Origin of the sequence: Microbacterium hibisci, assembly GCF_015278255.1 — a bacterium.
Taxonomy (GTDB): Bacteria; Actinomycetota; Actinomycetes; order Actinomycetales; family Microbacteriaceae; genus Microbacterium; species Microbacterium hibisci.
Map to the genome: position 1 here is coordinate 165562 of NZ_JADIJC010000003.1, position 21641 is coordinate 187202.

Genomic DNA, 21641 nt, shown 5'->3' on the forward strand with positions numbered 1-21641 from the left:
TCCGAGCTTCCACCCGAAGGAGACCCCGATGTCCGTCCGACAGAGCCTGCTGGCGATCCTCGACCAGGGGCCGTGCTACGGCTACCAGCTGCGTGCCGAGTTCGACCGGCGCACGGGCTCGACCTGGCCGCTCAACGTCGGGCAGATCTACAACACGCTCGATCGCCTGGAGCGCGATGGCCTGGTCGAGAAGGGCGACGTCGACGAGCAGGGTCACGTCTACTGGCAGATCACGGATGCCGGAGCCGCCGAGGCGCGGGACTGGCTCGCCTCTCCCGTCCAGCGTGGGCAGGGAACGCGGGACGAGCTGGCGATCAAGCTGGCGGTCGCCGCGACGCTGCCGGGCATCGACGTCGCGGACATCATCCAGACGCAGCGGCGTGCGTCTCTCGCGCAGCTGCAGGAGCTGAATCGAGCCAAGTATGCCGGCGCGAATCCCGACGGACCGGAGGAGCTGGCCTGGTCGCTCGTCGTGGACTCGATGATCTTCGCGGCCGAGGCGGAGGTGCGCTGGCTCGACCACTCCGAACAGCGGCTGGCGCTGCACCCCGATCACGCGATGGCACTGGAGCTGTCGACCGAGAAGCCCAAGCGCGGCCGACCGGCGAAGGCCGAGGCATCCGCACCCGCGGAGTCGGCGCGATGACCGACACGGTGCTGCGTCTCATCGGCGTGACGCAGCAGTACGGTTCGGGCGCGATCGCGGTCTCGGCGCTGTCGGGCGTCGACCTCGAGGTGCTGAAGGGCGAGCTGGTCGCCGTGATGGGGCCGTCGGGGTCGGGCAAGTCCACGCTGCTGTCGATCGCCGGCGGGCTGGCGATCCCCACCTCGGGCGAGGTGGTGGTCGAAGGCTCGCACCTCAGCGATCTGTCGCCGGCGCAGCTGGCCCGGCTGCGGCGCCGCTCGCTCGGGTTCGTCTTCCAGGACTTCAACCTGATCCCCACGCTCACCGCGCTCGAGAACGTCACGCTGCCGCTCGAGCTCGACGGCTTCCGCGCCCGGGCCGCGCGCCGGGCGGGCAAGGACGCGCTTGCGTCGGTCAGCCTCGACGGCAAGGCCGATTCGTACCCCGACGATCTGTCGGGCGGGCAGCAGCAGCGCGTCGCGATCGCGCGCGCCGTCGTCGGCGGCCGGCGACTGATCCTCGCCGACGAGCCGACCGGCGCGCTGGATTCGGTCACCGGCGAGATGGTGCTGAAGATGCTGCGGGCGAGGGTGGATGCCGGTGCCGCCGGCATCCTCGTCACCCACGAGGCGCGCCATGCCGCGTTCGCCGACCGCATCGTGTTCCTGCGGGACGGGCGCATCGTCGACGAGTCGCGCCGCCCGAGCGCGGATTCGCTGCTGGCCGCGCGATGACGGGCGTCCTCGACGCGCCCGAGAGGGAGCGCACCGACACGCCCGCGCACGTCGTGCCGTCGCGACCGTCGCGTTCGGCGCGCTGGCGCGTGTCTGCCCGGATGGCCCGGCGGCAGCTGCGGCGTGCGTGGATCTCGAGCCTGCTCGTCGCCACCCTCGTCGCTCTGCCGATCACCGGCATGACGGCCTTCATCATCTACTCGGCGAGCCTCATCGGCACGCCCGCCGAGAAGGCCGCAGCCGAGCTCGGCGGCATGCGCGGGTGGGTCGCTCCGGCGGGGGTGCCGGACGCGGGCTTCTGGCAGGTGCCCGAGCTGCCGGACTGGAACGGCTACCCCGTGAGCGCCGACGGCAGCATGACCATTCCGCGAGGCGCCCCGCTCGACGACCCGACCTCGGTGCTTCCGGAGGGCACCGAGGTCATCGTGGTCCAGCGGGGCATGGCGGCCGTCGAGACGCCGGAGGGCTCCGCGGTCCTCACCGCGTGGGCCGGTGAGCCGTGGGATCCGCGGTTCGCGGGCACGTCCGACCTGGTCGCGGGCGCACGACCGGCGTCGGCCGACGAGGCCATGGTCACACCCGCGGCGCTCGAGCGTCTGGGCCTCTCCCTCGGCGGCGAACTGAGGCTGGCGAACGACACGCGCGCCTACACCGTGGTGGGCACCCTCGACGCGGCGACGCTGCCCGACCGCGAAGCCGCTGTCTTCCTCCCCGATGCCGCGCGCGACGCGGTCGGCGGCGACCCCCGCTGGTACCTGCCCGACCTCGACCTGTCGTGGGCCGACGTCCAGCGCGTGAACGAGCAGGGCGTCGTGGCGTATTCGCGGACGGTCGTGCTCGACCCGCCGCCCTTCAGCAACGAGCAGGTGCAATCGCTCTCGCGCGGCTGGTGGGAATCGCTATGGCCGCTCGTGCTCGCACTCACGGCCGGCGGACTGTTCGCGGGCTACGTGGTCGTGATGCTGGCCGGCGCGGCGTTCGCCGTGGCGGCGCGCCGCCAGCAGCGGGCGCTCGCGGTCGCGGCGAGCGTCGGCGCCGATCGCCGGGACCTGTCGCGCACCATCCTCCTGCAGGGGACGGTGCTCGGCGCGATCGGCGGGGTGCCGGGGATCGTCGCCGGCGTCGGCGTCGCGGCGGCGGTCATGGCGCTGACGTCGGACGGCAGTGCCACCCAGTTCTGGGGGTTCCACGTGCCGTGGCCGGTACTCGCCGGCATCGCGCTGTTCGCGATCGTGGTCGGGACGGCATCGGCGTTCGTGCCCGCCCGGGCCGTCGCCCGCACCGACGCGCTGCAGGCACTCCGGGGCGCGCGCCGCCCGCAGAAGCCGGTGGCGAGGCGTCCGCTGTGGGGCTCGCTCCTGCTCCTCGGCGGAGTCGCCCTCACACTGGCGTCGGCGTTCGCGGTGACCGCGATCAACGCGACACCCGGCATCGGTTGGGATTCGCCGCTGCGCTACCTGCCGGCGTACGGAATCGTGGTCGGGCCGATCGTCGCGCAGTTCGGCATCCTGCTGTCGGGACGCTGGCTGCTGTGGATGTCGTCCCGCATGCTCTCCCGTGTCGGCACTGCGGCCAAGCTGGCGTCGCGGGATGCCGCCGCCAACGCGTCGCGCTCGGTGCCGGCGTTCGCCGCCATCGCCGCGACGGTGTTCATCGGCGTGTTCGCCATCTCGCAGTCCGCGATGCAGACCGCCCAGACCGCACGCAACTGGTACTACACCGCGCCCCTGGGGAGCATCGCCGTCCAGATCTGGCCCGGCACCGGTTCCACCACGGGGCAGTTCACCGCCGAAGAGGCGCGGGCGGCCGCCGACGCGGCCGTGGGCATCGCCCTCCAGGCGGGAGGCGAACGGCCGGCCGTCCTCGAGCGGCAGCAGTTCCCGGGGTGGGCCTACGCCAGCGCCGACGAGGTTCCTGACGACATCACCTTCACGATCGCAGTGCTCCCGCCCGAGCATCTGCTCGACCCTCGGACGCAGCCGTCGTTCAGCTCTACGGGACAGGATCCGACCAACCCGATCTCCGTCATCGCGCCCGGCGGACTCGCGACGGCTCTGGGCGTCGAGCTGACGGCATCCGATCTCGCCGCCTATCGTGCGGGCGCCGCCGTGGTCGCCGACGACAGGTTCGCCACCGACGGCACGGTGCGCATCGAGACGTTCGCGGGGGCTGACGTCTACGACGGCCGCGTGCCCGACAACGTCTGGATCCGCAGCGAGGACCATCCCACGCTCGCGGACCCGATCCACGACGAGGCCCTCGACGCGATCATCATCGACGCGCCGCTGCAGCCGGTGACGATCGCCATCGCGCCCACCACCGCCGAGCGTCTGGGCATCGACGCGCAACCGGAGCGCGTCGTCGCGACATCGTCGGCGCCGGTGTCGGTCGAGGACCGCGACGGCATGCAGGCGCAGGCCGACTCGATGAGCAGCACCGAGCTCATGCTCTCGCCGAGCGTCGAGACCGGCCCGCCGAGCGATGCGGCGTGGATGGTGCCTCTGCTGGCCGCGGTGGGCGTCCTCGTGCTCGGGGCGAGCGCCGTCGCGCTCGGCCTCGCGCGCTTCGAGCGGCGACCCGACGACGCCACGCTGGCCGCGGTGGGAGGCGCGCGGTCGGTGCGTCGCCGCGTCAACTTCTGGCAGGGACTCATCATCGCCGGCTTCGGCACCGCCGCGGGAGCGCTGGCCGGGATCCTCCCGCCGATCGGCTTCTCGATCCAGTCGCAGGGCACGCAGCACCTCGCCGATGTGCCGTGGGTCGTGATCGTGGGCCTGGTGATCGTGCTGCCGCTCGCGATCGCATCCGCGAACGCCCTCGTGCCGCCCCGTCGCCCCGACCTCACCCGCCGCACGGCGATCACCTGACCGCCGCGCGCCGCGGCAGGACCGCCGGCCACGGCGCGGCATCCTGTCGCCTCCCAGGCGGACCCCGCTACGGTTAACTGTGCACACCAACGCCGACCAGATCGAGACCGAGGCTCCGACCGAGCCCGCAGCGATGACCTTCTCCGACCTTGGGCTCAGCCAGCCCGTTCTCAAGGCGCTGAAGGACATCGGGTACGAGACCCCCTCGGCGATCCAGGCGGCGACCATCCCCACGCTCCTGGGCGGTCGCGACGTCGTGGGCATGGCGCAGACCGGAACCGGCAAGACGGCCGCCTTCGCGCTGCCGATCATCGATCGGCTCGACCTCGGCCAGAAGACCCCGCAGGCGCTGGTGCTCGCCCCGACGCGCGAGCTCGCCCTGCAGGTCTGCGAGGCGTTCGAGAAGTACGCGGCCCACCTGAAGGACGTGCACATCCTTCCCGTCTACGGCGGTCAGGGCTACGGCGTCCAGCTCTCGGCGCTCCGCCGCGGCGTGCACATCGTGGTCGGCACCCCCGGCCGCATCATCGACCACCTCGAGAAGGGCACGCTCGATCTCTCCGAGCTGCAGTACCTCGTGCTCGACGAGGCCGACGAGATGCTCAAGATGGGCTTCGCCGAGGACGTCGAGACGATCCTCGCCGAGACGCCCGAGACCAAGCAGGTCGCGCTGTTCTCGGCGACGATGCCCGCCCCGATCCGGCGCATGTCGAAGCAGTACCTGCACGACCCCGAAGAGATCACGGTCAAGGCGAAGACGCAGACCTCAGCGAACATCTCGCAGCGCTACCTCGTCACCGCCTGGCAGCAGAAGATGGACGCGCTCACGCGCATCCTCGAGGTCGAGAACTTCGACGGCATGATCGTCTTCGGGCGCACCCGCTCGATCACCGAGGAGATCGCCGAGAAGCTCCGCGCCCGCGGCTACTCCGCTGCCGCGATCAACGGCGACATCGCCCAGCCGCAGCGCGAGAAGACCGTCAACCAGCTCAAGTCGGGCAAGCTCGACATCCTGGTGGCCACCGACGTCGCCGCCCGCGGACTCGACGTCGAGCGCGTGTCGCACGTGGTCAATTACGACATTCCGACGGATGCCGAGTCCTACGTCCACCGCATCGGCCGCACCGGCCGCGCCGGGCGCTCCGGCGACGCCATCAGCTTCGTGACGCCCCGCGAGCGCGGGCTCGTGCGCATGATCGAGAAGGCCACTCGCCAGGAGCTCACCGAGATCCCCCTGCCGAGCGTCGACGAGGTCAACGTCACGCGCCTGTCGCGCTTCGACGACCGCATCACCGCGGCGCTCGGCGAGGCCGAGCGCATCGAGGCGTTCCGCGACATCGTCGCCCACTTCGTGCGCCACCACGACGTGCCCGAGGTCGACGTGGCCGCGGCCCTCGCCGTCGTGGCGCAGGGCGAGACGCCGCTCCTCCTCGACCCCGACCCCGAGCCGGCACCCGCACGCGAGCGTCGCGAGCGCACCGACCGAGGCGACCGGGGCGACCGCACCGAGCGCGGCGACCGGCCCGAGCGCCGGACGCCCCGCGAGGGCTTCGCGACGTACCGCATCGCGGTCGGCAAGCGCCAGCGCGTCGAGCCGCGCCAGATCGTCGGCGCCCTCGCCAATGAGGGCGGACTGCGCCGCGACGACTTCGGCGCGATCAAGATCATGCCCGACTTCTCGCTCGTCGAGCTTCCGGCCAACCTCCCCGCCGAGGCGCTGGACCGGCTCGCCGACACCCGCATCTCGGGGCAGCTCATCGAGCTGCGTCCCGACACCGGGCGCCCGCAGCGGCGCAAGGACTCCACGGGCAGTTCCTACCGCGACAACCGCGGCGCAGGCGACCGGGGCTCCGGCGACCGGGGCTCGTACCGCGACTCCGGCAGCCGTGGCTCTTCCCGCGACTCGGGCTCGCGCGGCTCGTACGGCGACGATCGTCCGGCCCGCAAGCCGCGGCACAAGCGCAGCGACGGCTGAGCCGGCCGCCGCGCTCGGCCGCGGCATCCGTCCCACGTCTTCGGGTGGCACGACACGCGGGTTCGCCGGCGCGATCCCGCGTGTTGCGACACCCGAAGCGGCCTTGCGCCGAGCGAGGCCCGGTTGCGCCGCACACCCAGACCCCGCCCGCTGCACCGTGCGACCGCCGCCCGGCCGTCCGGCCACCTCGCGCCGGCGTTGCGCTCGCACCGCCGCGACCACGCGCCATCCGAGCCGCGGCACACGCGAAAGGCGGGCGGGGCGATGATCGCCCCGCCCGCCTTGTGCCTCACGTCAGGCGGCGCCCTGGACCGTGAAGAAGATGCCGATCAGCTGCTCCTCGTAGGCGTGGAAGTAGTGGTCGATGCCCTTCCCGTCGGTGGAGTGCGACTCCGGCGCATTCCCCTTCGGCAGCGTGTCGCGCGCGAAGGTGGTCAGCGTCCTCGGGATCCCCGCCTCGGCGGCCATGGCGAGCGCCTCCTGCACCTGCTCCGCGGTGAGCGCCGGGCCTCCGAGGAACTCGTGTCCGTTCTGGAAGAGCTCGATGATGTCGAGCGTCACCCAGTTCTTCGAATGCGACGCTCCCGCGTTGCCCTGGTCGGAGCGGTGCGGGATGTAGCACTCGTGCGCCGACGCGACGCCGGCACCCGTGAAGACGAGCGCGACGCTCAGGGCCGCGGCCCCGACGGTCTTTCGGATCATGTTCGTTCCGTTTCTTCCCCGGGGCGCACGGACGCGCCCCACCCGACTGCGAGAGGTGGGACGGTGCCGCGCTGATACAAGGGATGAGGACGGATGCCGCACCCGGCGCGAATCGGGACGCTCTGCGCGAACAATCCACACGGCAGGGCCCTCGCCTCAGCCCGCTCCCAGCGGCGCCCGTAGGATCGATCCATGGCCGGATTCTGGGGCAGACGCAAGCGCGAGCAGGAAGAACTGAACACGCAGGACGCCGATCTGGCGCGCCGAGCGCAGCAGGCGCTGGTGGCCGCCGACGAGCGCATCCGCCTGACGACCGATGAACTCGCCTTCGCCGACGCCGAGCTGGGCGCCGGCCCCACCGCCGAGCTCCGCGAGGCGCTGGCGTCGGTCCGCACTCACCTGCAGGAGGCGTTCCACCTGCACCAGCTGAACCACGACGAGATCCCCGACACCCCCGAAGAACTGCGCACGCGCAACGCGCGCATCGTGCAGCTGTGCGAGTGGGCGGAGGAGCTCCTCGACGACCGCACGGAGGCGCTCGCCGGCCCGATCGAGCGCGCCCGTCGCGCCCCCGAGATCATCGAGAAGGTGCGGGCGGATGCCGCGCGCCATCGTCTGCGTCTGCCCGACGCCCGTGCGACCGTCGACCGGCTCGCGGTCCGCTACTCCGGGCACGCGCTCGCGCAGATCGACGCGAACCCGGCCGAGGCGGAGCAGCTGCTCGGCTTCGCCGAGCACAGCGCGGGCGTCGCCGAGCGCCGTCGCGAGGCCGGACAGCGCGAGCAGGCCAACATGGCGCTCGAGGCGTCGACCGAGTCGGTCCGCCGTGCCGAGACGCTGCTCGACGCGGTCGAGACCTTCGAGGTCGAGGCGCTGCGCGCCGAGTCGACCCTTGCCGCGATCGTCGAGGACTCCCGCGGCGACCTCGTCGTCGCGCTCAAGGAGCCGCACTCCCCGACGGTGCAGGCGGCGATCGAGGAGCTGCAGGCTGCTCTGGCCGCGCTGCCGGCGGCGGGCGTGAACACCGACCCGTTCGAGCAGCTGACGCGCCTGCGCGAGGCGAACGCGGGGCTCGATGCGGCGATCGCCGCGGCGCGCGAGCGCGCCGCGCGTCCGATCCCCCCGCTGGAGCACGTGCGCCACGCGATCGACGACGCCGACCGGCAGCTCGCCGTCTCGCGCGATGTCATCGCGGGCCACCGCGGCTGGATCGGGGCCGACGCGCGCACGCGGTTCGCCGAGGCCGAGCGGGTGCGGCTCGATCTCGACCGCTACCTCGGCGCCTCCGCGGCGGCGGTCACCGCGATCGACGAGGACCACCGCGAGCAGGCCTTCGCCATGGCGCGCCGGGCCGCGTTCCTGGCGAGCGAGGCGCTGCAGCTCGCGCAGCGCGACATCGACGCCGCCCGCCCGCAGCCCGAGCAGTGGGGCGCGCCCGGCTACGGGCAGCAGGGCTACGGACAGGGCTGGGGCGGCGGCCGCCGCAGCGGCGGCGGCGGCGACCTCATGGGCGGCATCCTCGGCGGGCTCGTGATCGGCAGCATCCTCGACGGCTTCATCGACTGACCCCGGAGCCCGCTCGGATCAGAGCGGGACGACCCTCATCCCGTCGGCGACCACGCGGCCGTCGTGCAGGACGGTGCGGTCAGCGCCGCGGTCCATCACCGCGCTCGTAGGCGTCTCGCCGTCGACCAGCACGAGGTCGGCGCGGTCCCCCACCCCCACGCCCGGCCGATCGCCCACACCGGTGACGCGGGGCGATGCGTGGCTCATGATCGATGCGCCGCCCATCGTGGCGACGGCGAGCGCGAGCTCGATGTGATCGTCGCGACGGAACCCGTTGACGAAGGCGAGCTGCCACGTGCGGTCGAGCATGTCGCAGTTGCCGTACGGGCTCCAGTAGTCGCGCTGGCCGTCTTCGCCGAGTCCCACCCTGACGCCCGCCTCGACGAGATCGACGAGCCGCAGGTGACCGGTGGTCGAGGGCGCGACGGTCGCCATCGCGACATCCAGCTCGGCGAACTCGTCGATGAGGCGGCGGCTCACCGCCTCCGACACCGAGCCGAGGTCGTACGCGTGCGAGATGGTGACCTTGCCCTGCATGCCGAGCGCGCGCGTGCGCTCGAGCACCAGATCTGTGCTGAAGACGCCCAGCGCACCGGGTTCGTGAAGGTGGATGTCGACCTCGACCTGGTACTTCTCCGCCAGCCCGAACACGATGTCGAGGTGGCGGACCGGGTCGCGGTCGAGCTGGCACGGATCGATTCCTCCCATGACGTCGGCCCCCTGCCGGAGCGACTCCTCGAGGTAGTCGACCGTACCCGCCTCACGCAGGATGCCGGCCTGCGGGAAGGTCATGATCTGGACGTCCGCGTGGTCCCGGTACTTCTCCTTCGCGGCCAGCACCGAGTCGAACTTCTCGAGCCTGCAGTCGACATCGACCTGCGCGTACGTGCGCACGCGCGTCGTTCCTCTCTGGATCATCTGCTCGAGCGTGCCGGCGACGATCTCTGCGTGCGGGACGTCGGTCTCACGCCAGTGCCGTCGATCGTTCAGCATCATGCCCCACACTCCCGGTGCTCCCGTGTGCGGTCGGAACGGGAGGCCGATGCGTGACGAGTCCAGGTGCACGTGGACGTCGCTGAACGCGGGCAGGGCGAGGCGACCGCGGCCGTCGACGTCACCCGCCTGAGGAACGGCGCGGCCGTCGTGCGGCGCGACGCCGACGATCCGGCCGTCCTCGACGGTGATGTCGGCGGCGTCGGCGCCCCACGGGCGCACGTTGCGGAGGATCACGGCTGAGCCTTTCGACGAACGGATTCCGCGGCATTCCGCGACCCGTCGATGCTACCCAGCGAAGGCAGCGGGGCCGTGCGCCCGGACGCACCGAGGGGTGCGGCCGATCCCGGCCGCACCCCTCGGAAAGCCTCCGTCAGGACGCCAGCTCCTCCGGCTGCGCCTGCGTGGTCAGCGAGATGACACCGTAGTCCCAGCCCTTGCGGCGGTACACGACGCTCGGGTGGTCGGTGCGGACGTCGATGAACAGGAAGAAGTCGTGGCCGACCAGCTCCATGCGGTCGACGGCCTCCTCCACCGACATCCATTCCGGGTGGAACTCCTTGGTGCGGATCACGACGGGCGTGTAGCCCTCTTCCTCCTCGTTCCCGGTGACGATCGGGATCTCGCCGGTCGCGACGGCGCGGAGCACGTCGACGGATGCCGGCTGCACGTCGATCCCCTGGATCGCGCCGCTGCCCTTCTCGAACTTGGCGCCGCGCGGGTGGTTGCGCGCATCGACGCGCTTGTCCTTCGCGCGCCGCAGCTGCTCGCACAGCTTGTCGACCGCGAGGTCGAGTGCGGTGAACTTGTCGCCGTCGGTGGCCTCGGCCCGCATCACGGGCCCCTTCCCGTTCACGGTGAGCTCGACGGTCTCGTCTTCGACGCGACCGTTGTGGTACGCGCGATGCGTGACCTTGACGTCCACGCGTTGAGCGCGCGGCGCGAGGTTCTCGATTCGGGTGGCTTTCTCCTCGACGACACTGCGGAAGCGATCCGTGATCCCGACTCCCACGCCGACGATGCTGGTTTCCATCCCTGACCTCCTTGTTCCGGTCCACCCGGCCAAGGGCGGACCATCAGTCGCCTTGTCCCACCCACGCTAGCCGCGGCGTCGGGGTCTGTCACCTGTGAGTTTCGAATGCGACGGATGCCGTTCACCCGGGTATGCTCCGGCGCCGGGGGGTCGCCGCCACGGTGACGGCGGCGACCACCTCGAGGCCCGCCGCACGCAGTGCGCGCACCGCTTCGCCGAGGCTCGCGCCGGTCGTCACGACGTCGTCGACCACCACGACCCGGAGGCGCGGCAGGGGTCCGTCGAGCGCACCGGACCGCGCCCGCTCGTACCGCCGAGCACCGGCGGGAAGCGACGCCACAAGGCTGCCGGCGACGTTGCGGCGCCTTTCCGCACGGTCGAGCCCGCGCTGGTCGGCCGTCCGCCGGGCGTGACGCAGCAGCCGTCGCGGGCGGCGCCCGGCGCGGCGGATCAGCAGATCGGGAACGCGGAAGCCGCGCCGCCGGTATGCCGCACGCGACGTGGGCAGGGGCACCAGAACAGCGTCGCCCGCTCCCGCCTTCTCGAGCGCGGCCGTGAGCGCCGGAACCAGTGCGGCGGTCAGCCCGGTGCGGCCGTCCTCTTTGATCGCCCGCAGCACCCGGGCGGCGACGCCGTCGAAGGCGAGCCCGCTCCAGACGACGAGCTCGCCCGTCGCAGACGGCACCGTCTGTCGACGGACATCAGGCGCCAGGGCCAGCGCGCACCGCTCGCAGAGGCTGACGTCGGGCTCGTCGCATCCGGCGCACGTGACGGGCAGCAGCAGCGCCAGGGCGTCGGAGCACGCCTCCCGCACCTCGGTCGCCCACTCGCGCATCACCCGGCCAGTGTGGCCGGGGCGCGGCATCCGCTCCCCGTCGCGCAGCCTCGCCCGTGGAGAAGCGCCGCCCCACTCGGCCTGGGGAGGAAGGGCTACTGCGGGGAGCCCTGCTGCGTCGCGAGCACCAGGGTGCCGGTGGCGGTCGGCTGCCAGGTGGTGCCGCGTTTGACGTAGAGGGTGCCGTCGTCGGCCCGCAGGCGCAGGCTCGAGACGCCCGTGCCGCCCGCGATCGAGGCCATGCCGCCCGCGGCGCGCGACTCGGACGTCGGCGCGCCGACCACCTGCTCGATGACGGTCGACTCGCCCTCGCCGCTGCTGAGCACGCCGATGCTGGCGTCGTCGATCCAGGTGACGCCGAGGGTGTTCGCACCGACGACCGCCCCGACGACAGGCGTGAGCTGCAGCGGCGTCGCCAGTCGCTCGGGCACGCCGTCGGCGTTGCGGACGATGCCTGCCACCGAGAGCATCGTGCGCCCGCCCGCGGTGACCACGGCGGCGATGCGGGTGCCGTCGCGCGACAGCGCCATGGCGGCGATCGCCGTCGCCTCGCTCCACGCATCGGGCACGACGACGACGCCGCCGTCGCGGAGGTAGGCGTGGAGGGCCGAGGGATCGTCGCGGGGCACGCTCCAGACCACGCCGTAGCCGTCGATCGACGGATCGACGAGTCCCGCCCGCGTATCGAGGAGCTCGGCCTCGCCCGTGGCGGCACTCATGCGCGCGACATCGCCCGACGCGAGTCTCGCAGCGGCGAAGTCGTGCTCGGGCGCGACCTGCACGCTGACCGGCTGCACCGCCTCGACGGCCGCCGAGAGCCCCGGGATCTTGTCGAGCTCGTCGCCGGTCAGGAAGCCGAAGCCCTCGTCGGTCAGCACGAGCGGTGCGGCCGGAACCCGCGTGGTGCGCACGGCGACGACCTCGGCGTCGATCGGCGTCGAATCCACCGTCATCACGACCTCCGAGACCCCGGCGGCTCGAAGGCTCTCCTCGAGCTGCGTGAGCATCCGGTCGACCGCCTCGCGGTTGGCGCCCAGCATGCCCTCCGAGAGCGCCACCTCGGCGACGCCGTCGTCGTCGACCGGCACGGTCGGCGCCGCGGTGACGCCAGGGGGGAACGCCGTCGTCACCGAGTCGGCCAGCCACTCGCTGCGCGGCTGGTTGACGAGCGCCGTGGTGATGCTCACCGCACTCTTGGAGACCGGGAACCACCGGATGTCGGGCACGAGGTACTGCCAGGACGGATCGAAGTACATCAGCGGGTAGCGCTGGAAGACGGTGGGGAACTGCTCCTGGTCGAGCCACACGCCGTCGGGCGCATCGGTGATGCGCCACTCCCCGTCGTTCTGCTGCGCGAGCTGGAACGTCTGGCTGCCGGGGGCGAGCTCGGCGCGCTCGTAGGCGCCCCTGTCGTCGACGGTCGCCACGACGTCGAATGCGAAGTCCACGACCCCCTCGCCCGTCTCGACGTAGTCGCGCTCGCCTCGCTCGTCGACGACGACGCCGGCCTCGGGCCGCCACTCGTCCCTGACCGACGGCGCGAGGAACTCGCGGGCGACCGCCCAGTCGCCGGCGACGCCCGGTCCGGAGCCGGCGTCGATGAACCCCTCCACGATCTGCTGCGGCGTCGCCCCGGGCTGCGGTCGGTTGGGGATGAACACGACGTTCGACGATCCGTTGCCGGTGTTGCCGTTCTCCAGGCCGTACTCCGGCGGCGCGCTCGTCGGAAAGCCCGCGCAGCCGGTGACGACGACCGCGCACAGCGCCAGGATGAGGGCCAGGATGCCGCGCGCCCGGGTCATGCGGATGCTCCTCGTGTCGCGGCATCCGTTCCGGATCCGGTCTCGGACGGCGCGTCGCCGCGCGGCAGGTCGACGGCTGCGGCGAGCCCGAGGTCGTCGAGCGCCGCGTCGTCGCCGGGATCGACCGGGATGGGAGACGCGCCCTCCAGCGCCACCGCCTGGCGCGGGAGCGTGAGCACGAAGTGGGTGCCGCGGCCGAAGCCCGACCAGACCGCGAGCTCGCCGCCGTGGAGCTTCGCGTCGCCCATCGCGATGGACAGCCCCAGGCCCGTGCCGCCGATCGTGCGCTTGCGGGAGGGGTCGGCACGCCAGAACCGGTCGAAGACGTGCTCGACATCGTCGGGCTTCATGCCCAGGCCGTAGTCGCGCACGCCGATCGCCACCGCCTGCTGGTTGCTGTCGACGGTGACGACGATGGGGCGGCCTTCACCGTGCTCGATCGCGTTGCCGAGCAGGTTGCGGACGATCCGTCGCACGCGGCGCGGATCCATGTCGACCGGCGAGTAGCCGCCGGGTGCGACCAGGCGGACGTCGGTGCCGTGCTGCTCGGCCAGCTGCTGCATCGAGCCGATCACATCCTCTGCCAGGTGGGCGAGGCTGGTCGGCTCCAGTTCGAGCTGGACCGATCCGGCGTCGTACCGGCTGATCTCGAGCAGGTCGGTGAGCAGCGTCTCGAACCGCTGCACCTGCGCGTTCAGCAGCTCGGCGGCGCGCGCGGTCGCCGGGTCGAACTCGTCGCGCCGGTCGTTGATCATGTCGGCCGCCAACCGGATCGTCGTCATCGGCGTGCGCAGCTCGTGCGACACGTCCGACACGAACCGCTGCTGGACCAGCGACAGGTCGGCGAGCTCCTTGATCTGCGACTCGATGCTGTCGGCCATCGCGTTGAACGAGCGGCCCAGGGTCGCCAGCTCGTCTTCGCCGCGCACTTCGAGCCGGACGTCGAGGCGCCCCGCAGCGAGCTTCGCACTCGTCTCGGCCGCCTCGCTGATGGGCGTCGTCACCGAGCGCAGCACGAACCACGCGATGCCGCTGATGAGCAGCACCAGGCCGATGCCGACGACCCACAGCGTGCGCTGCACGAAGGTGAGCGTCTCGGGCGCGTTCGCGAGGTCGTACGCGAGATAGAGCTCGTACGAGGCGACGCCCTGGATGCTGAGCTGCTGCCCGACCATGATCCCCGGCGCCCCGGCAGGGCCGTCGGGGAGCTCCACCGGCTGCCAGATCTGCTGATCGGGGTTCGCGCGGACCAGGGCGCGCATCGGCGTCGTGAGCAGATCCGGCATGACCTCTTCCGCGGTGCTGCGGTCCTGCGGCGCATTCGGGACCGGCGGGCCGATGCGGTACGCCGCCATCATGCGGGCCGACGACTGATCGCGCAGCGCGGTGAACGCGAGGGTCATCACGTTCTCCATGCGCACGGCCTCGCTCTGCACCGCGGCATCGAGCGTGCGCTGCGCGGCGGCCCGCGCCTGCTCGGCGTCGATCAGCACTTGGTCGCGGCGCGAGTCGAAGAGGTCGTTCTGGATCGCGAGCGCCATCCACACGCACGCGACGACGACCGCGAGCGCGGTGAGGCCGATGGTCACGAGGATGGTCCGGAACCGCAGCGAGCTGCGCCACAGCGCGGCGATGCTGCGGGGCCACGCGCGCCAGAGGCTCCAGCGAGCCGGAGGCGCGGTCGTCACCGTTCCCGTGACGCCCGTGGTCGGCGCGGTCACGGTGTCCTCAGACGACGGCGCCGGCGCGGTATCCGACGCCGCGCACCGTCGTCACGATCTTCGGGTTGTCGGGATCCTTCTCGACCTTCGCCCGAAGCCGCTGGACGTGCACGTTCACCAGTCGCGTATCGGCCTTGTAGTGATAGCCCCACACCTGCTCGAGCAGCATCTCGCGCGAGAACACCTGCTGAGGCTTCGAGGCGAGCGCGACGAGCAGCTCGAACTCCAGGGGCGTGAGCGCGATAGGGCCGTCGCCGCGGCGGACCTCGTGGGCGGCGACGTCGACCGTCAGGTCGCCGATGCGCAGCGAGTCGTTGGCCGGCTGGCTCGCGGGGCGCAGCCGGGTGCGGATGCGCGCCACGAGCTCCTTGGGGTTGAACGGCTTGACGATGTAGTCATCGGCACCCGACTCGAGACCCTTGACGACGTCGGCCGTGTCGGTGCGTGCGGTGAGCATGATGATCGGGATGCCGGACTCCGCGCGGATGCGCGTGCAGATCTCGATCCCGTCCATCCCGGGCAGCATGAGGTCGAGCAGGATGAGGTCGGGACGCTCGGTGCGCCAGGCGTCGACGGCCTGCGCTCCATCGGCGCAGAAGACGGTCTCGAATCCTTCCGTGCGCAGCACGATGCCGATCATCTCTGCGAGGGCGGTGTCGTCGTCGACCACCAGGATGCGTGAAGTCATCGCGCGCGTTCGTTCCTTCTCTTCGGGCACAGACGGCACGCGCCGTCCCCATGCGCTTCCCACAGAGTAGTCGACACCGGCTGTGCACCGGCCGTGCCTCGCCCGAACGGGCGCCGAGAGTGCCGGCAGAGGGCGGATGCGGCATCCGTCCGATGTGGAACGATAGGGACACGCCGACAGACGACCGTGCCGCGCCGCTCGCCCCGGCGCGCGGCCGACGGAAGGGGGACACCGTGACCGCGTACCCGGCCTGGACGCCGGCATCCCGCCCCGGCATCATCCCGCTGCATCCGCTGTCGTTCGGCACGATCCTGGGCCGCTCCTTCTCGGCGCTGCGGCAGAACCCGCGTGTCCTCCTCGGCTTCGCGCTCGTCGTGCAGACGCTCGCGTACGTCGTCGTGCTCGCCGGCGTGCTGGGCGTGATGTGGGCGAGCTTCTCACGCCTCGACACGCTGCAGCCCGGCACCGAGGAGTACGACACGGTCATGGCCGGTTCGATCGCCCTCACGGCAGTCGCCGGCATCGTGCTCGGCCTGGCCGCCGGAGCGCTCAGCGTCATCGTCCAGGGCATCGTGGTGGTCGAGGTCACCCACGCGGCGGTCGCGGAGAAGCTCACCCTCGGCGCGCTGTGGCGCCAGGTGAAGCCGATCGCGTGGCGGCTGATCGGCTACTCGGCGCTGCTGATCCTCGCGATCGTCGCCCTGATCGCCGTCGTCGTGCTCGCGATCATCGGCATCGCCATGGCGGCCCCCGCGGCCGCGATCGGACTGACGATCGCGGTGATCCTGGCCGCGATCCCGCTGACGTGGTGGCTGATGATCAAGCTGCTGCTCGTGCCGGCCGCGATCATCGTCGAGCACGCGACGATCCTGCAGGCCCTCTCGCGCTCCTGGGCCCTGACGCGCGGACGCTTCTGGCCGGCGCTCGGGATCATCCTGCTCATCAGCGTCATCTTCGCGGCCGTCGCGCAGGTGGTGAGCCTGCCGATGAGCTTCCTGTCGATGGGCCTCACGACGATCATCTCGCCGACCGGGGCTCCGGAGCCCTCGGCGATCATCGGCTTCATCGCGGCGGCGCTGCTCACCCAGGTGCTGACCCTGCTGCTGCAGTCGGTGGCGCTGGTGGTGCAGTCCACCGCGACCGCTCTCATCTACATCGACTGCCGCATGCGGCGCGAGGGACTCGACCTCGACCTGCTGGCCTACGTGGAGCGACGGGATGCCGGAGCGACCGCTCTCCCCGATCCGTACCGCGAGCACGTCGGCCGCGCTGTCGCGCCGCGCGGACTGCCGGGCGTGTACGGCCCGCCCGGATACCCCGCCGGCTACGCGGTCGCACAGGGCTACCCCGCCGGGTATGCGGTCGCGCCCGGGTACGGCGCGCCCGCGGCACAGCCCGGGTACGGCGCGCCCGCGGCACAGCCGGGGTACGGCGCGCCCGCGGCACAGCCCGGGTATGGCGCGCCCGCGGCACAGCCGGGTTACGGTCCTCCGCCGGGCTACCCGCCGCAGGCGGGCTACCCGCCGCAGCCCGGCTACCCGGCCGCCGGGCAGCCGGTCTTCTCGACCCAGCCTCCGTACCCGGCGGCCGCTCCTGCGGGCGCCACCCCGCCGGCTCCCCCGAGTCCGGTGCCGCCCACGTCCCCGGCATCCGCCGCACCCGCGACCGAGGCGGCGCGCGCGCCCGAGCAGCCGTCGCCGACGGCGTGGACCGCCCCCGGAGCCGACGGCACCGACCGCGAGTCGCCGTGGGCCTGACGTCCGCCGCACGGACCGTGTTCGCCCGCGCCGCCGACGCCGTCCCGCCGCTCACCCCCGACGCGGACGAGGCCCGCCGCTGGGCCGAGGACGAGCTCTCCGACCCCGCGTACGACATCGCCGAGCCGACCCCCTTCGACCGCATCGCGCGTGCCGTCGGCGACTTCATCGCGTCGCTCTTCAACCCCGACCTGTCGGGTGGGTGGGGGTCTGCCTTCGCGCTGGTGGCCGCCATCGTGGTCGCGGTCGTGATCGTCGCGGCGTTCCTGGTCTGGGGCGTGCCGCGGGTCACCCGTCGCGCCGCCGCGCGCACACCGCTCCTCTTCGGCGAAGCCGAGGGCCGATCCGCCGCAGAGCTGCGGGCGGCCGCCGAGGAGCGCGCGGGCGCGGCCGACTGGGACGCGGCCGTCGTGCTGCGCTTCCGCGCCCTCGCCCGCGGATGCCTGGAGCGCGGCGTCGTCGATCCGCCGCCGGGCGCGACCGTGCACGCCTTCGCCCGCGCCGCAGCGCGGGCCTTCCCCTCGCTCGCCGCTCGCCTCGAAGACGCGGCGACCGCATTCGATGACGTGCGCTACCTCCGCCGGCCCGGCACCGGCGAGCTGTACCGGCTGATCGTCTCCGTGGACGACGCCGTCGCGGCGGCCCGCCCGGCCGTGCGCGAAGAGGTGCCCGCATGAGCGCGACGGTCGCGCCGGCTCCCGCGGACGAGACGTCGACGGATGCCCCGACCCCGCGTCGCCGCCGCGTGGCCGCATGGGTCGCGATCGGGCTGGCCCTGCTCGTGATCGGCGGCATCGGCGGCGCGGTCTCGGCTGCCAACCAGTGGGCTGAGCGGGGCGCCCTCGACCCTGCGTCGACCGGCCCTGGCGGAACCCGCGCGCTCGCGGAGATCCTGCGCGACCACGGCGTCGAGGTGGACATCGCGCGCGACCGCACCGCAGCCGCCGCCGCGCTCGCGCAAGGCTCCGCCACGCTGGTGCTCCCCGATACGCCGGCCCTCTCGGACGACGCTGTCGCAGCCCTCGCGGATGCCGCGGCCGACGTCGTCCTCATCGAGCCGCGCTCCCGCACGCTCGGCCTCCTCCTCCCGGGCTCCGCACCGGCGGGCTTCGGGCCTGACGCGTCGGTGGCGCCCGGCTGCGATGTGGCGGACGCCGTCCGCTCGGGCCCGGTCTCGCCGGGCGGCCTGTACAGCGGCGGACCCCTCGCCGACGGGTGCTACCCCGCGGGCGAGGGCTTCGGGCTGCTGGTGCAGCCGACCGACGCCGGGCGCGTCTCGGCCGTCGACGGACGCGCGCTGTTCACCAACGAGCGGCTCGCGGACGACGGCAACGCCGCGCTGGCGGTGAACCTGATGGGGCGGCATCCGCTCGTCGTCTGGTACATGCCCGGGTTGGAAGACACCGACCTCGCCGACACCGACCCGTCGCTCGGTGAGCTGACGCCGCCGTGGGTCAGCCCCGTGATCGTGCTGCTCCTGGTCGCGGGTGTTGCGGCCGCGATCTGGCGGGGCCGCCGGTTCGGTCCGCTCGTCACCGAGCGCCTGCCGGTGACCGTGCGCGCCTCCGAGACGACGGAGGGGCGTGCCCGCCTCTACGCGCGCGCGGGCGATCCCCTGTACGCCGCGGACCGGCTGCGGATCGGCGCCCTCCGGCGCCTCTCCTCGCTCCTCGGCCTGGGAGCGAACGCCGCGGCGCCCGAGATCGCCGACGCCGCCGCTGCCCGCCTCGGCGCCGACCGCCGCGCGGTCCGCGGCATCCTGATCGACGACATCCCCGCGGGCGACGCCGAGCTCGTCGCTCTGAGCACACGACTGAGAGATCTCGAGGACGCCGTCCGTGCGGCCGTCCGCCCCGAAAGGAGCCCCCGATGACGGATACCCCTGCGGCGCCCACCGCGGCAGCGACCGGCCCTGCGGCGACCGCTGCGCCCGCCTCGCTCGATGACGCCGCGCTGCGCGACGCCATGAACCGCGTGCGGGTCGAGGTCGGCAAGGCAGTCGTCGGCCAGGACGGCACGGTGACGGGCCTGCTCATCGCCCTCCTCGCCGGCGGTCACGTGCTGCTCGAAGGTGTGCCCGGCGTCGCCAAGACGCTGCTCGTGCGCGCGTTCTCGACCGCGCTCGGTCTCGACACCAAGCGGATCCAGTTCACGCCCGACCTCATGCCGGGCGATGTGTCGGGCTCGCTCGTCTACGACGCGAAGGCGGGCGAGTTCGAGTTCCGCGAGGGGCCGGTCTTCACGAACGTCGTGCTCGCCGACGAGATCAACCGGACGCCCCCGAAGACCCAGGCGGCCCTCCTCGAGGCGATGGAGGAGCGCCAGGTCTCGACCGACGGCGTGACGAGGCGGCTTCCCGAGCCCTTCCTCGTCGCCGCCACGCAGAACCCCATCGAGCACGAGGGGACCTACACGCTGCCCGAGGCGCAGCTCGACCGGTTCCTGCTCAAGCTCCTCGTCGACGTGCCGGCACGGGATGCCGAGCTCGCGGTGCTGCGCCGGCACGCGAGCGGGTTCGACCCGCGTGATCTCGCCGCCGCGGGACTGAGGCGGGCTGCGACCGCCGACGAGATCCGCGCGGCGCAGCGGGCCGCGGCATCCGTCACCGTCTCGGACGACGTGCTCGGCTACGTCGTCGATCTCGCGCAGGCCACCCGCCGCAGCCCCTCGGTGCAGCTGGGGGTGAGCCCGCGCGCGGCCACCGCGCTGCTGGCGGCATCGAAGGCGTGGGCGTGGCTCGGCGGATACCCCGCGATCACCCCCGACCACGTGCAGACGATGCTGGTGCCGACGTGGCGGCACCGCATCCGGCTGCGCCCCGACGCCGAGCTCGAGGGCGTGTCGGTCGACGCCGTGCTCGGCTCGGTGATCCAGCAGACCCGCGTCCCGATCTGACGCCAGCCGGATCGATGCGACCCCTGACGCCCGTTGGTGCGGTACGGGTCAGCATCGAGCAGTGAGGAACGAGCGAATCGAGATCCCGAGGAGAACATGTACCTGACCGGTCGCGCGCCGCTGCTCGTCGCCCTCGGGGCGGTGCCCGTCGTGCTGCTCTCGCTCGCCGGCGTCGACGCGTGGCTGGCGGCCGCCGGGTGGGTCGTCCTGTGCCTCGTCCTCGTGCTCGCCGATGCGGCGGCGGCTCCCGATCCGCGGCGGATCACCGTGATGCGACGGATGCCGCGCCGCGTGCTGCTCGGCCAGCCGGTGCGCGCCGAGATCGTGCTGCGCAACACCGGCGACCGCGCCGTGCGCGGCCGGCTGCGGGACGCATGGCAGCCCACCGCCGGTGCGCCGGCCGACCGGGTCGCGATCGACATCCCGCCCGGCGAAGCGCGTCCGATCGTCATCCCGCTCCTCCCCCGCCGGCGCGGCGAACTGCGCTCGCGCTTCGTGGTGGTCCGCTCCGACGGGCCGCTCCGCCTCGCCGGCCGCCAGGCGCGGATCGACGAACCCGGCGCGATCCGGGTGCTGCCTCCGTTCACCGCGCGACGGCACCTGCCCTCGCGGCTCGCGCGACTGCGGGAGCTCGACGGCAACACGAGCGTGCAGGTGCGCGGCCAGGGCACCGAGTTCGACAGCCTCCGCGAGTACGTGCGCGGCGACGACGTGCGCTCCATCGACTGGCGGGCGACGGCGCGCGCCGGCACCACGATGCTGCGCACCTGGCGCCCCGAGCGCGACCGCCACGTCGTGATCGTGATCGACACCGGTCGCACCGCGGCGGCACGCGTGGGCGACGGCGTCCGGATGGATGCCGCGATGGAGGCCGCGCTGCTCCTCGCCGCCCTGGCGGCCCGCGCCGGCGACCACGTGCATCTGCTGATGTTCGACCGCGCCATCCGCGCCCGCGTCACCCGCGTCGACGGGCCCTCCCTGCTGCCCGCGCTCGTCGACGCCATGGCTCCGGTCGAACCGCAGCTCATCGACACCGACTGGGACGCCGCGTTCGCGCAGGTGCGCACGCTCACCTCCCGCCCGTCGCTCGTCGTGCTGCTCACCGCGCAGGACGCGGCCGAGGCGGCCCGCGGCTTCCTCGGATCGCTCCCCGCGCTCGCGCGCGGCGCGCACGTGCTGGTCGGCACGGTGACGGACGAACCGCCGTCGCCACCCGAGCGCCCGGACGCCGTCGACGTTTACCGCGCCGCCGCTGTCGAGCGCACCGCACAGGACGCCGCGGTCGTCGCCGCAGCGATCGGGCGCGCCGGCGGCGAGGCGATCACCGCGGGTCCGGAGGATCTGCCGCCTCGCATCGCCGACCGCTATCTCGCGCTCAAGGCCGCCGGACGTCTCTGATCCGCACCGGCGGCGGCCGCGGCATCCGGAACCGCAACGGTCGGCGACGA

17 protein-coding genes are annotated in these 21641 nt (G+C 72.9%); 10 read left to right on the forward strand and 7 right to left on the reverse strand.

What is annotated here, in order from left to right; genetic code table 11:
* Positions 1 to 28 precede the first annotated feature (28 nt).
* The 4 genes from IM770_RS07665 to IM770_RS07680 all read left to right on the forward strand — a co-directional run bounded on the left by IM770_RS07665 (position 29) and on the right by IM770_RS07680 (position 6201).
* Entirely contained in the window at positions 29 to 646 is a 618-nt protein-coding gene (locus IM770_RS07665; RefSeq protein ID WP_203580549.1) for a PadR family transcriptional regulator, read from the forward strand.
* Positions 643 to 1359 (forward strand): ABC transporter ATP-binding protein, encoded by a 717-nt coding sequence (locus IM770_RS07670; protein WP_203580550.1) that lies wholly within the window; start codon positions 643 to 645, stop codon positions 1357 to 1359. The genes IM770_RS07665 and IM770_RS07670 overlap by 4 nt, the downstream gene beginning before the upstream one ends.
* On the forward strand, positions 1356 to 4226 hold the full coding sequence (locus IM770_RS07675; RefSeq protein ID WP_239065903.1) for an ABC transporter permease: 2871 nt from the start codon (positions 1356 to 1358) through the stop codon (positions 4224 to 4226). The genes IM770_RS07670 and IM770_RS07675 overlap by 4 nt, the downstream gene beginning before the upstream one ends.
* Before the next feature lie 133 nt (positions 4227 to 4359).
* Positions 4360 to 6201, forward strand: a complete 1842-nt coding sequence (locus IM770_RS07680; protein ID WP_203580673.1) for a DEAD/DEAH box helicase — start codon at positions 4360 to 4362, stop codon at positions 6199 to 6201.
* Between the two features lie 294 nt (positions 6202 to 6495).
* Here IM770_RS07680 and IM770_RS07685 read toward each other — a convergent pair whose 3' ends face one another.
* A complete protein-coding gene (locus IM770_RS07685; RefSeq protein WP_203580551.1) occupies positions 6496 to 6903 on the reverse strand; it encodes a DUF433 domain-containing protein in 408 nt (135 codons plus the stop codon).
* Positions 6904 to 7095: 192 nt separating this feature from the next.
* Between IM770_RS07685 and IM770_RS07690 the strand changes: the two genes are divergently transcribed.
* Positions 7096 to 8469, forward strand: coding sequence for a coiled-coil domain-containing protein (locus tag IM770_RS07690; RefSeq protein ID WP_203580552.1), 1374 nt, complete (start codon positions 7096 to 7098; stop codon positions 8467 to 8469).
* Between the two features lie 18 nt (positions 8470 to 8487).
* On the opposite strand, the gene IM770_RS07695 is transcribed toward IM770_RS07690, so the two are convergent.
* The 6 genes from IM770_RS07695 to mtrA all read right to left on the reverse strand — a co-directional run bounded on the left by IM770_RS07695 (position 8488) and on the right by mtrA (position 15541).
* The gene (locus IM770_RS07695; protein ID WP_203580553.1) at positions 8488 to 9699 is read right to left on the reverse strand and encodes an amidohydrolase family protein; all 1212 of its coding nucleotides are present in this window, start codon (positions 9697 to 9699) and stop codon (positions 8488 to 8490) included.
* A gap of 136 nt (positions 9700 to 9835) precedes the next feature.
* On the reverse strand, positions 9836 to 10495 hold the full coding sequence (gene hpf, locus IM770_RS07700; RefSeq protein WP_203580554.1) for a ribosome hibernation-promoting factor, HPF/YfiA family: 660 nt from the start codon (positions 10493 to 10495) through the stop codon (positions 9836 to 9838).
* Positions 10496 to 10616: 121 nt separating this feature from the next.
* On the reverse strand, positions 10617 to 11330 hold the full coding sequence (locus IM770_RS07705; RefSeq protein ID WP_203580674.1) for a ComF family protein: 714 nt from the start codon (positions 11328 to 11330) through the stop codon (positions 10617 to 10619).
* Positions 11331 to 11425: 95 nt separating this feature from the next.
* On the reverse strand, positions 11426 to 13132 hold the full coding sequence (locus tag IM770_RS07710; RefSeq protein ID WP_203580555.1) for an LpqB family beta-propeller domain-containing protein: 1707 nt from the start codon (positions 13130 to 13132) through the stop codon (positions 11426 to 11428).
* Positions 13129 to 14853 carry an MtrAB system histidine kinase MtrB gene (gene mtrB, locus IM770_RS07715; RefSeq protein WP_203580556.1) on the reverse strand — a complete coding sequence of 575 codons (1725 nt, stop codon included), beginning with the start codon at positions 14851 to 14853 and terminating at the stop codon, positions 13129 to 13131. The genes IM770_RS07710 and mtrB overlap by 4 nt, the downstream gene beginning before the upstream one ends.
* A 7-nt stretch (positions 14854 to 14860) precedes the next feature.
* Entirely contained in the window at positions 14861 to 15541 is a 681-nt protein-coding gene (gene mtrA, locus IM770_RS07720) for an MtrAB system response regulator MtrA (protein ID WP_203580557.1), read from the reverse strand.
* 233 nt (positions 15542 to 15774) lie between these two features.
* Here mtrA and IM770_RS07725 point away from each other — a divergent pair, with 233 nt between their 5' ends.
* The 5 genes from IM770_RS07725 to IM770_RS07745 all read left to right on the forward strand — a co-directional run bounded on the left by IM770_RS07725 (position 15775) and on the right by IM770_RS07745 (position 21591).
* A complete protein-coding gene (locus tag IM770_RS07725; protein WP_203580558.1) occupies positions 15775 to 17298 on the forward strand; it encodes a DUF7847 domain-containing protein in 1524 nt (507 codons plus the stop codon).
* Positions 17289 to 17975 carry a DUF4129 domain-containing protein gene (locus IM770_RS07730; RefSeq protein ID WP_307785399.1) on the forward strand — a complete coding sequence of 229 codons (687 nt, stop codon included), beginning with the start codon at positions 17289 to 17291 and terminating at the stop codon, positions 17973 to 17975. The genes IM770_RS07725 and IM770_RS07730 overlap by 10 nt, the downstream gene beginning before the upstream one ends.
* Positions 17972 to 19171 (forward strand): DUF4350 domain-containing protein, encoded by a 1200-nt coding sequence (locus tag IM770_RS07735; protein ID WP_239065904.1) that lies wholly within the window; start codon positions 17972 to 17974, stop codon positions 19169 to 19171. Before IM770_RS07730 ends, IM770_RS07735 begins: the two co-directional genes overlap by 4 nt.
* Positions 19168 to 20193, forward strand: a complete 1026-nt coding sequence (locus IM770_RS07740) for an AAA family ATPase (RefSeq protein ID WP_372430661.1) — start codon at positions 19168 to 19170, stop codon at positions 20191 to 20193. Before IM770_RS07735 ends, IM770_RS07740 begins: the two co-directional genes overlap by 4 nt.
* Positions 20194 to 20289: 96 nt before the next feature.
* Positions 20290 to 21591, forward strand: coding sequence for a DUF58 domain-containing protein (locus IM770_RS07745; protein ID WP_203580559.1), 1302 nt, complete (start codon positions 20290 to 20292; stop codon positions 21589 to 21591).
* Positions 21592 to 21641: the final 50 nt, after the last annotated feature.

Coding starts and splice junctions, on each gene's coding strand:
- IM770_RS07665 (WP_203580549.1), top strand. CDS start 29: ATGTCCGTCCGACAGAGCCTGCTGGCGATCCTCGACCAGGGGCCGTGC.
- IM770_RS07670 (WP_203580550.1), top strand. CDS start 643: ATGACCGACACGGTGCTGCGTCTCATCGGCGTGACGCAGCAGTACGGT.
- IM770_RS07675 (WP_239065903.1), top strand. CDS start 1,356: ATGACGGGCGTCCTCGACGCGCCCGAGAGGGAGCGCACCGACACGCCC.
- IM770_RS07680 (WP_203580673.1), top strand. CDS start 4,360: ATGACCTTCTCCGACCTTGGGCTCAGCCAGCCCGTTCTCAAGGCGCTG.
- IM770_RS07685 (WP_203580551.1), bottom strand. CDS start 6,903: ATGATCCGAAAGACCGTCGGGGCCGCGGCCCTGAGCGTCGCGCTCGTC.
- IM770_RS07690 (WP_203580552.1), top strand. CDS start 7,096: ATGGCCGGATTCTGGGGCAGACGCAAGCGCGAGCAGGAAGAACTGAAC.
- hpf (WP_203580554.1), bottom strand. CDS start 10,495: ATGGAAACCAGCATCGTCGGCGTGGGAGTCGGGATCACGGATCGCTTC.
- IM770_RS07705 (WP_203580674.1), bottom strand. CDS start 11,330: ATGCGCGAGTGGGCGACCGAGGTGCGGGAGGCGTGCTCCGACGCCCTG.
- IM770_RS07710 (WP_203580555.1), bottom strand. CDS start 13,132: ATGACCCGGGCGCGCGGCATCCTGGCCCTCATCCTGGCGCTGTGCGCG.
- mtrA (WP_203580557.1), bottom strand. CDS start 15,541: ATGACTTCACGCATCCTGGTGGTCGACGACGACACCGCCCTCGCAGAG.
- IM770_RS07735 (WP_239065904.1), top strand. CDS start 17,972: ATGAGCGCGACGGTCGCGCCGGCTCCCGCGGACGAGACGTCGACGGAT.
- IM770_RS07740 (WP_372430661.1), top strand. CDS start 19,168: ATGACGGATACCCCTGCGGCGCCCACCGCGGCAGCGACCGGCCCTGCG.
- IM770_RS07745 (WP_203580559.1), top strand. CDS start 20,290: ATGTACCTGACCGGTCGCGCGCCGCTGCTCGTCGCCCTCGGGGCGGTG.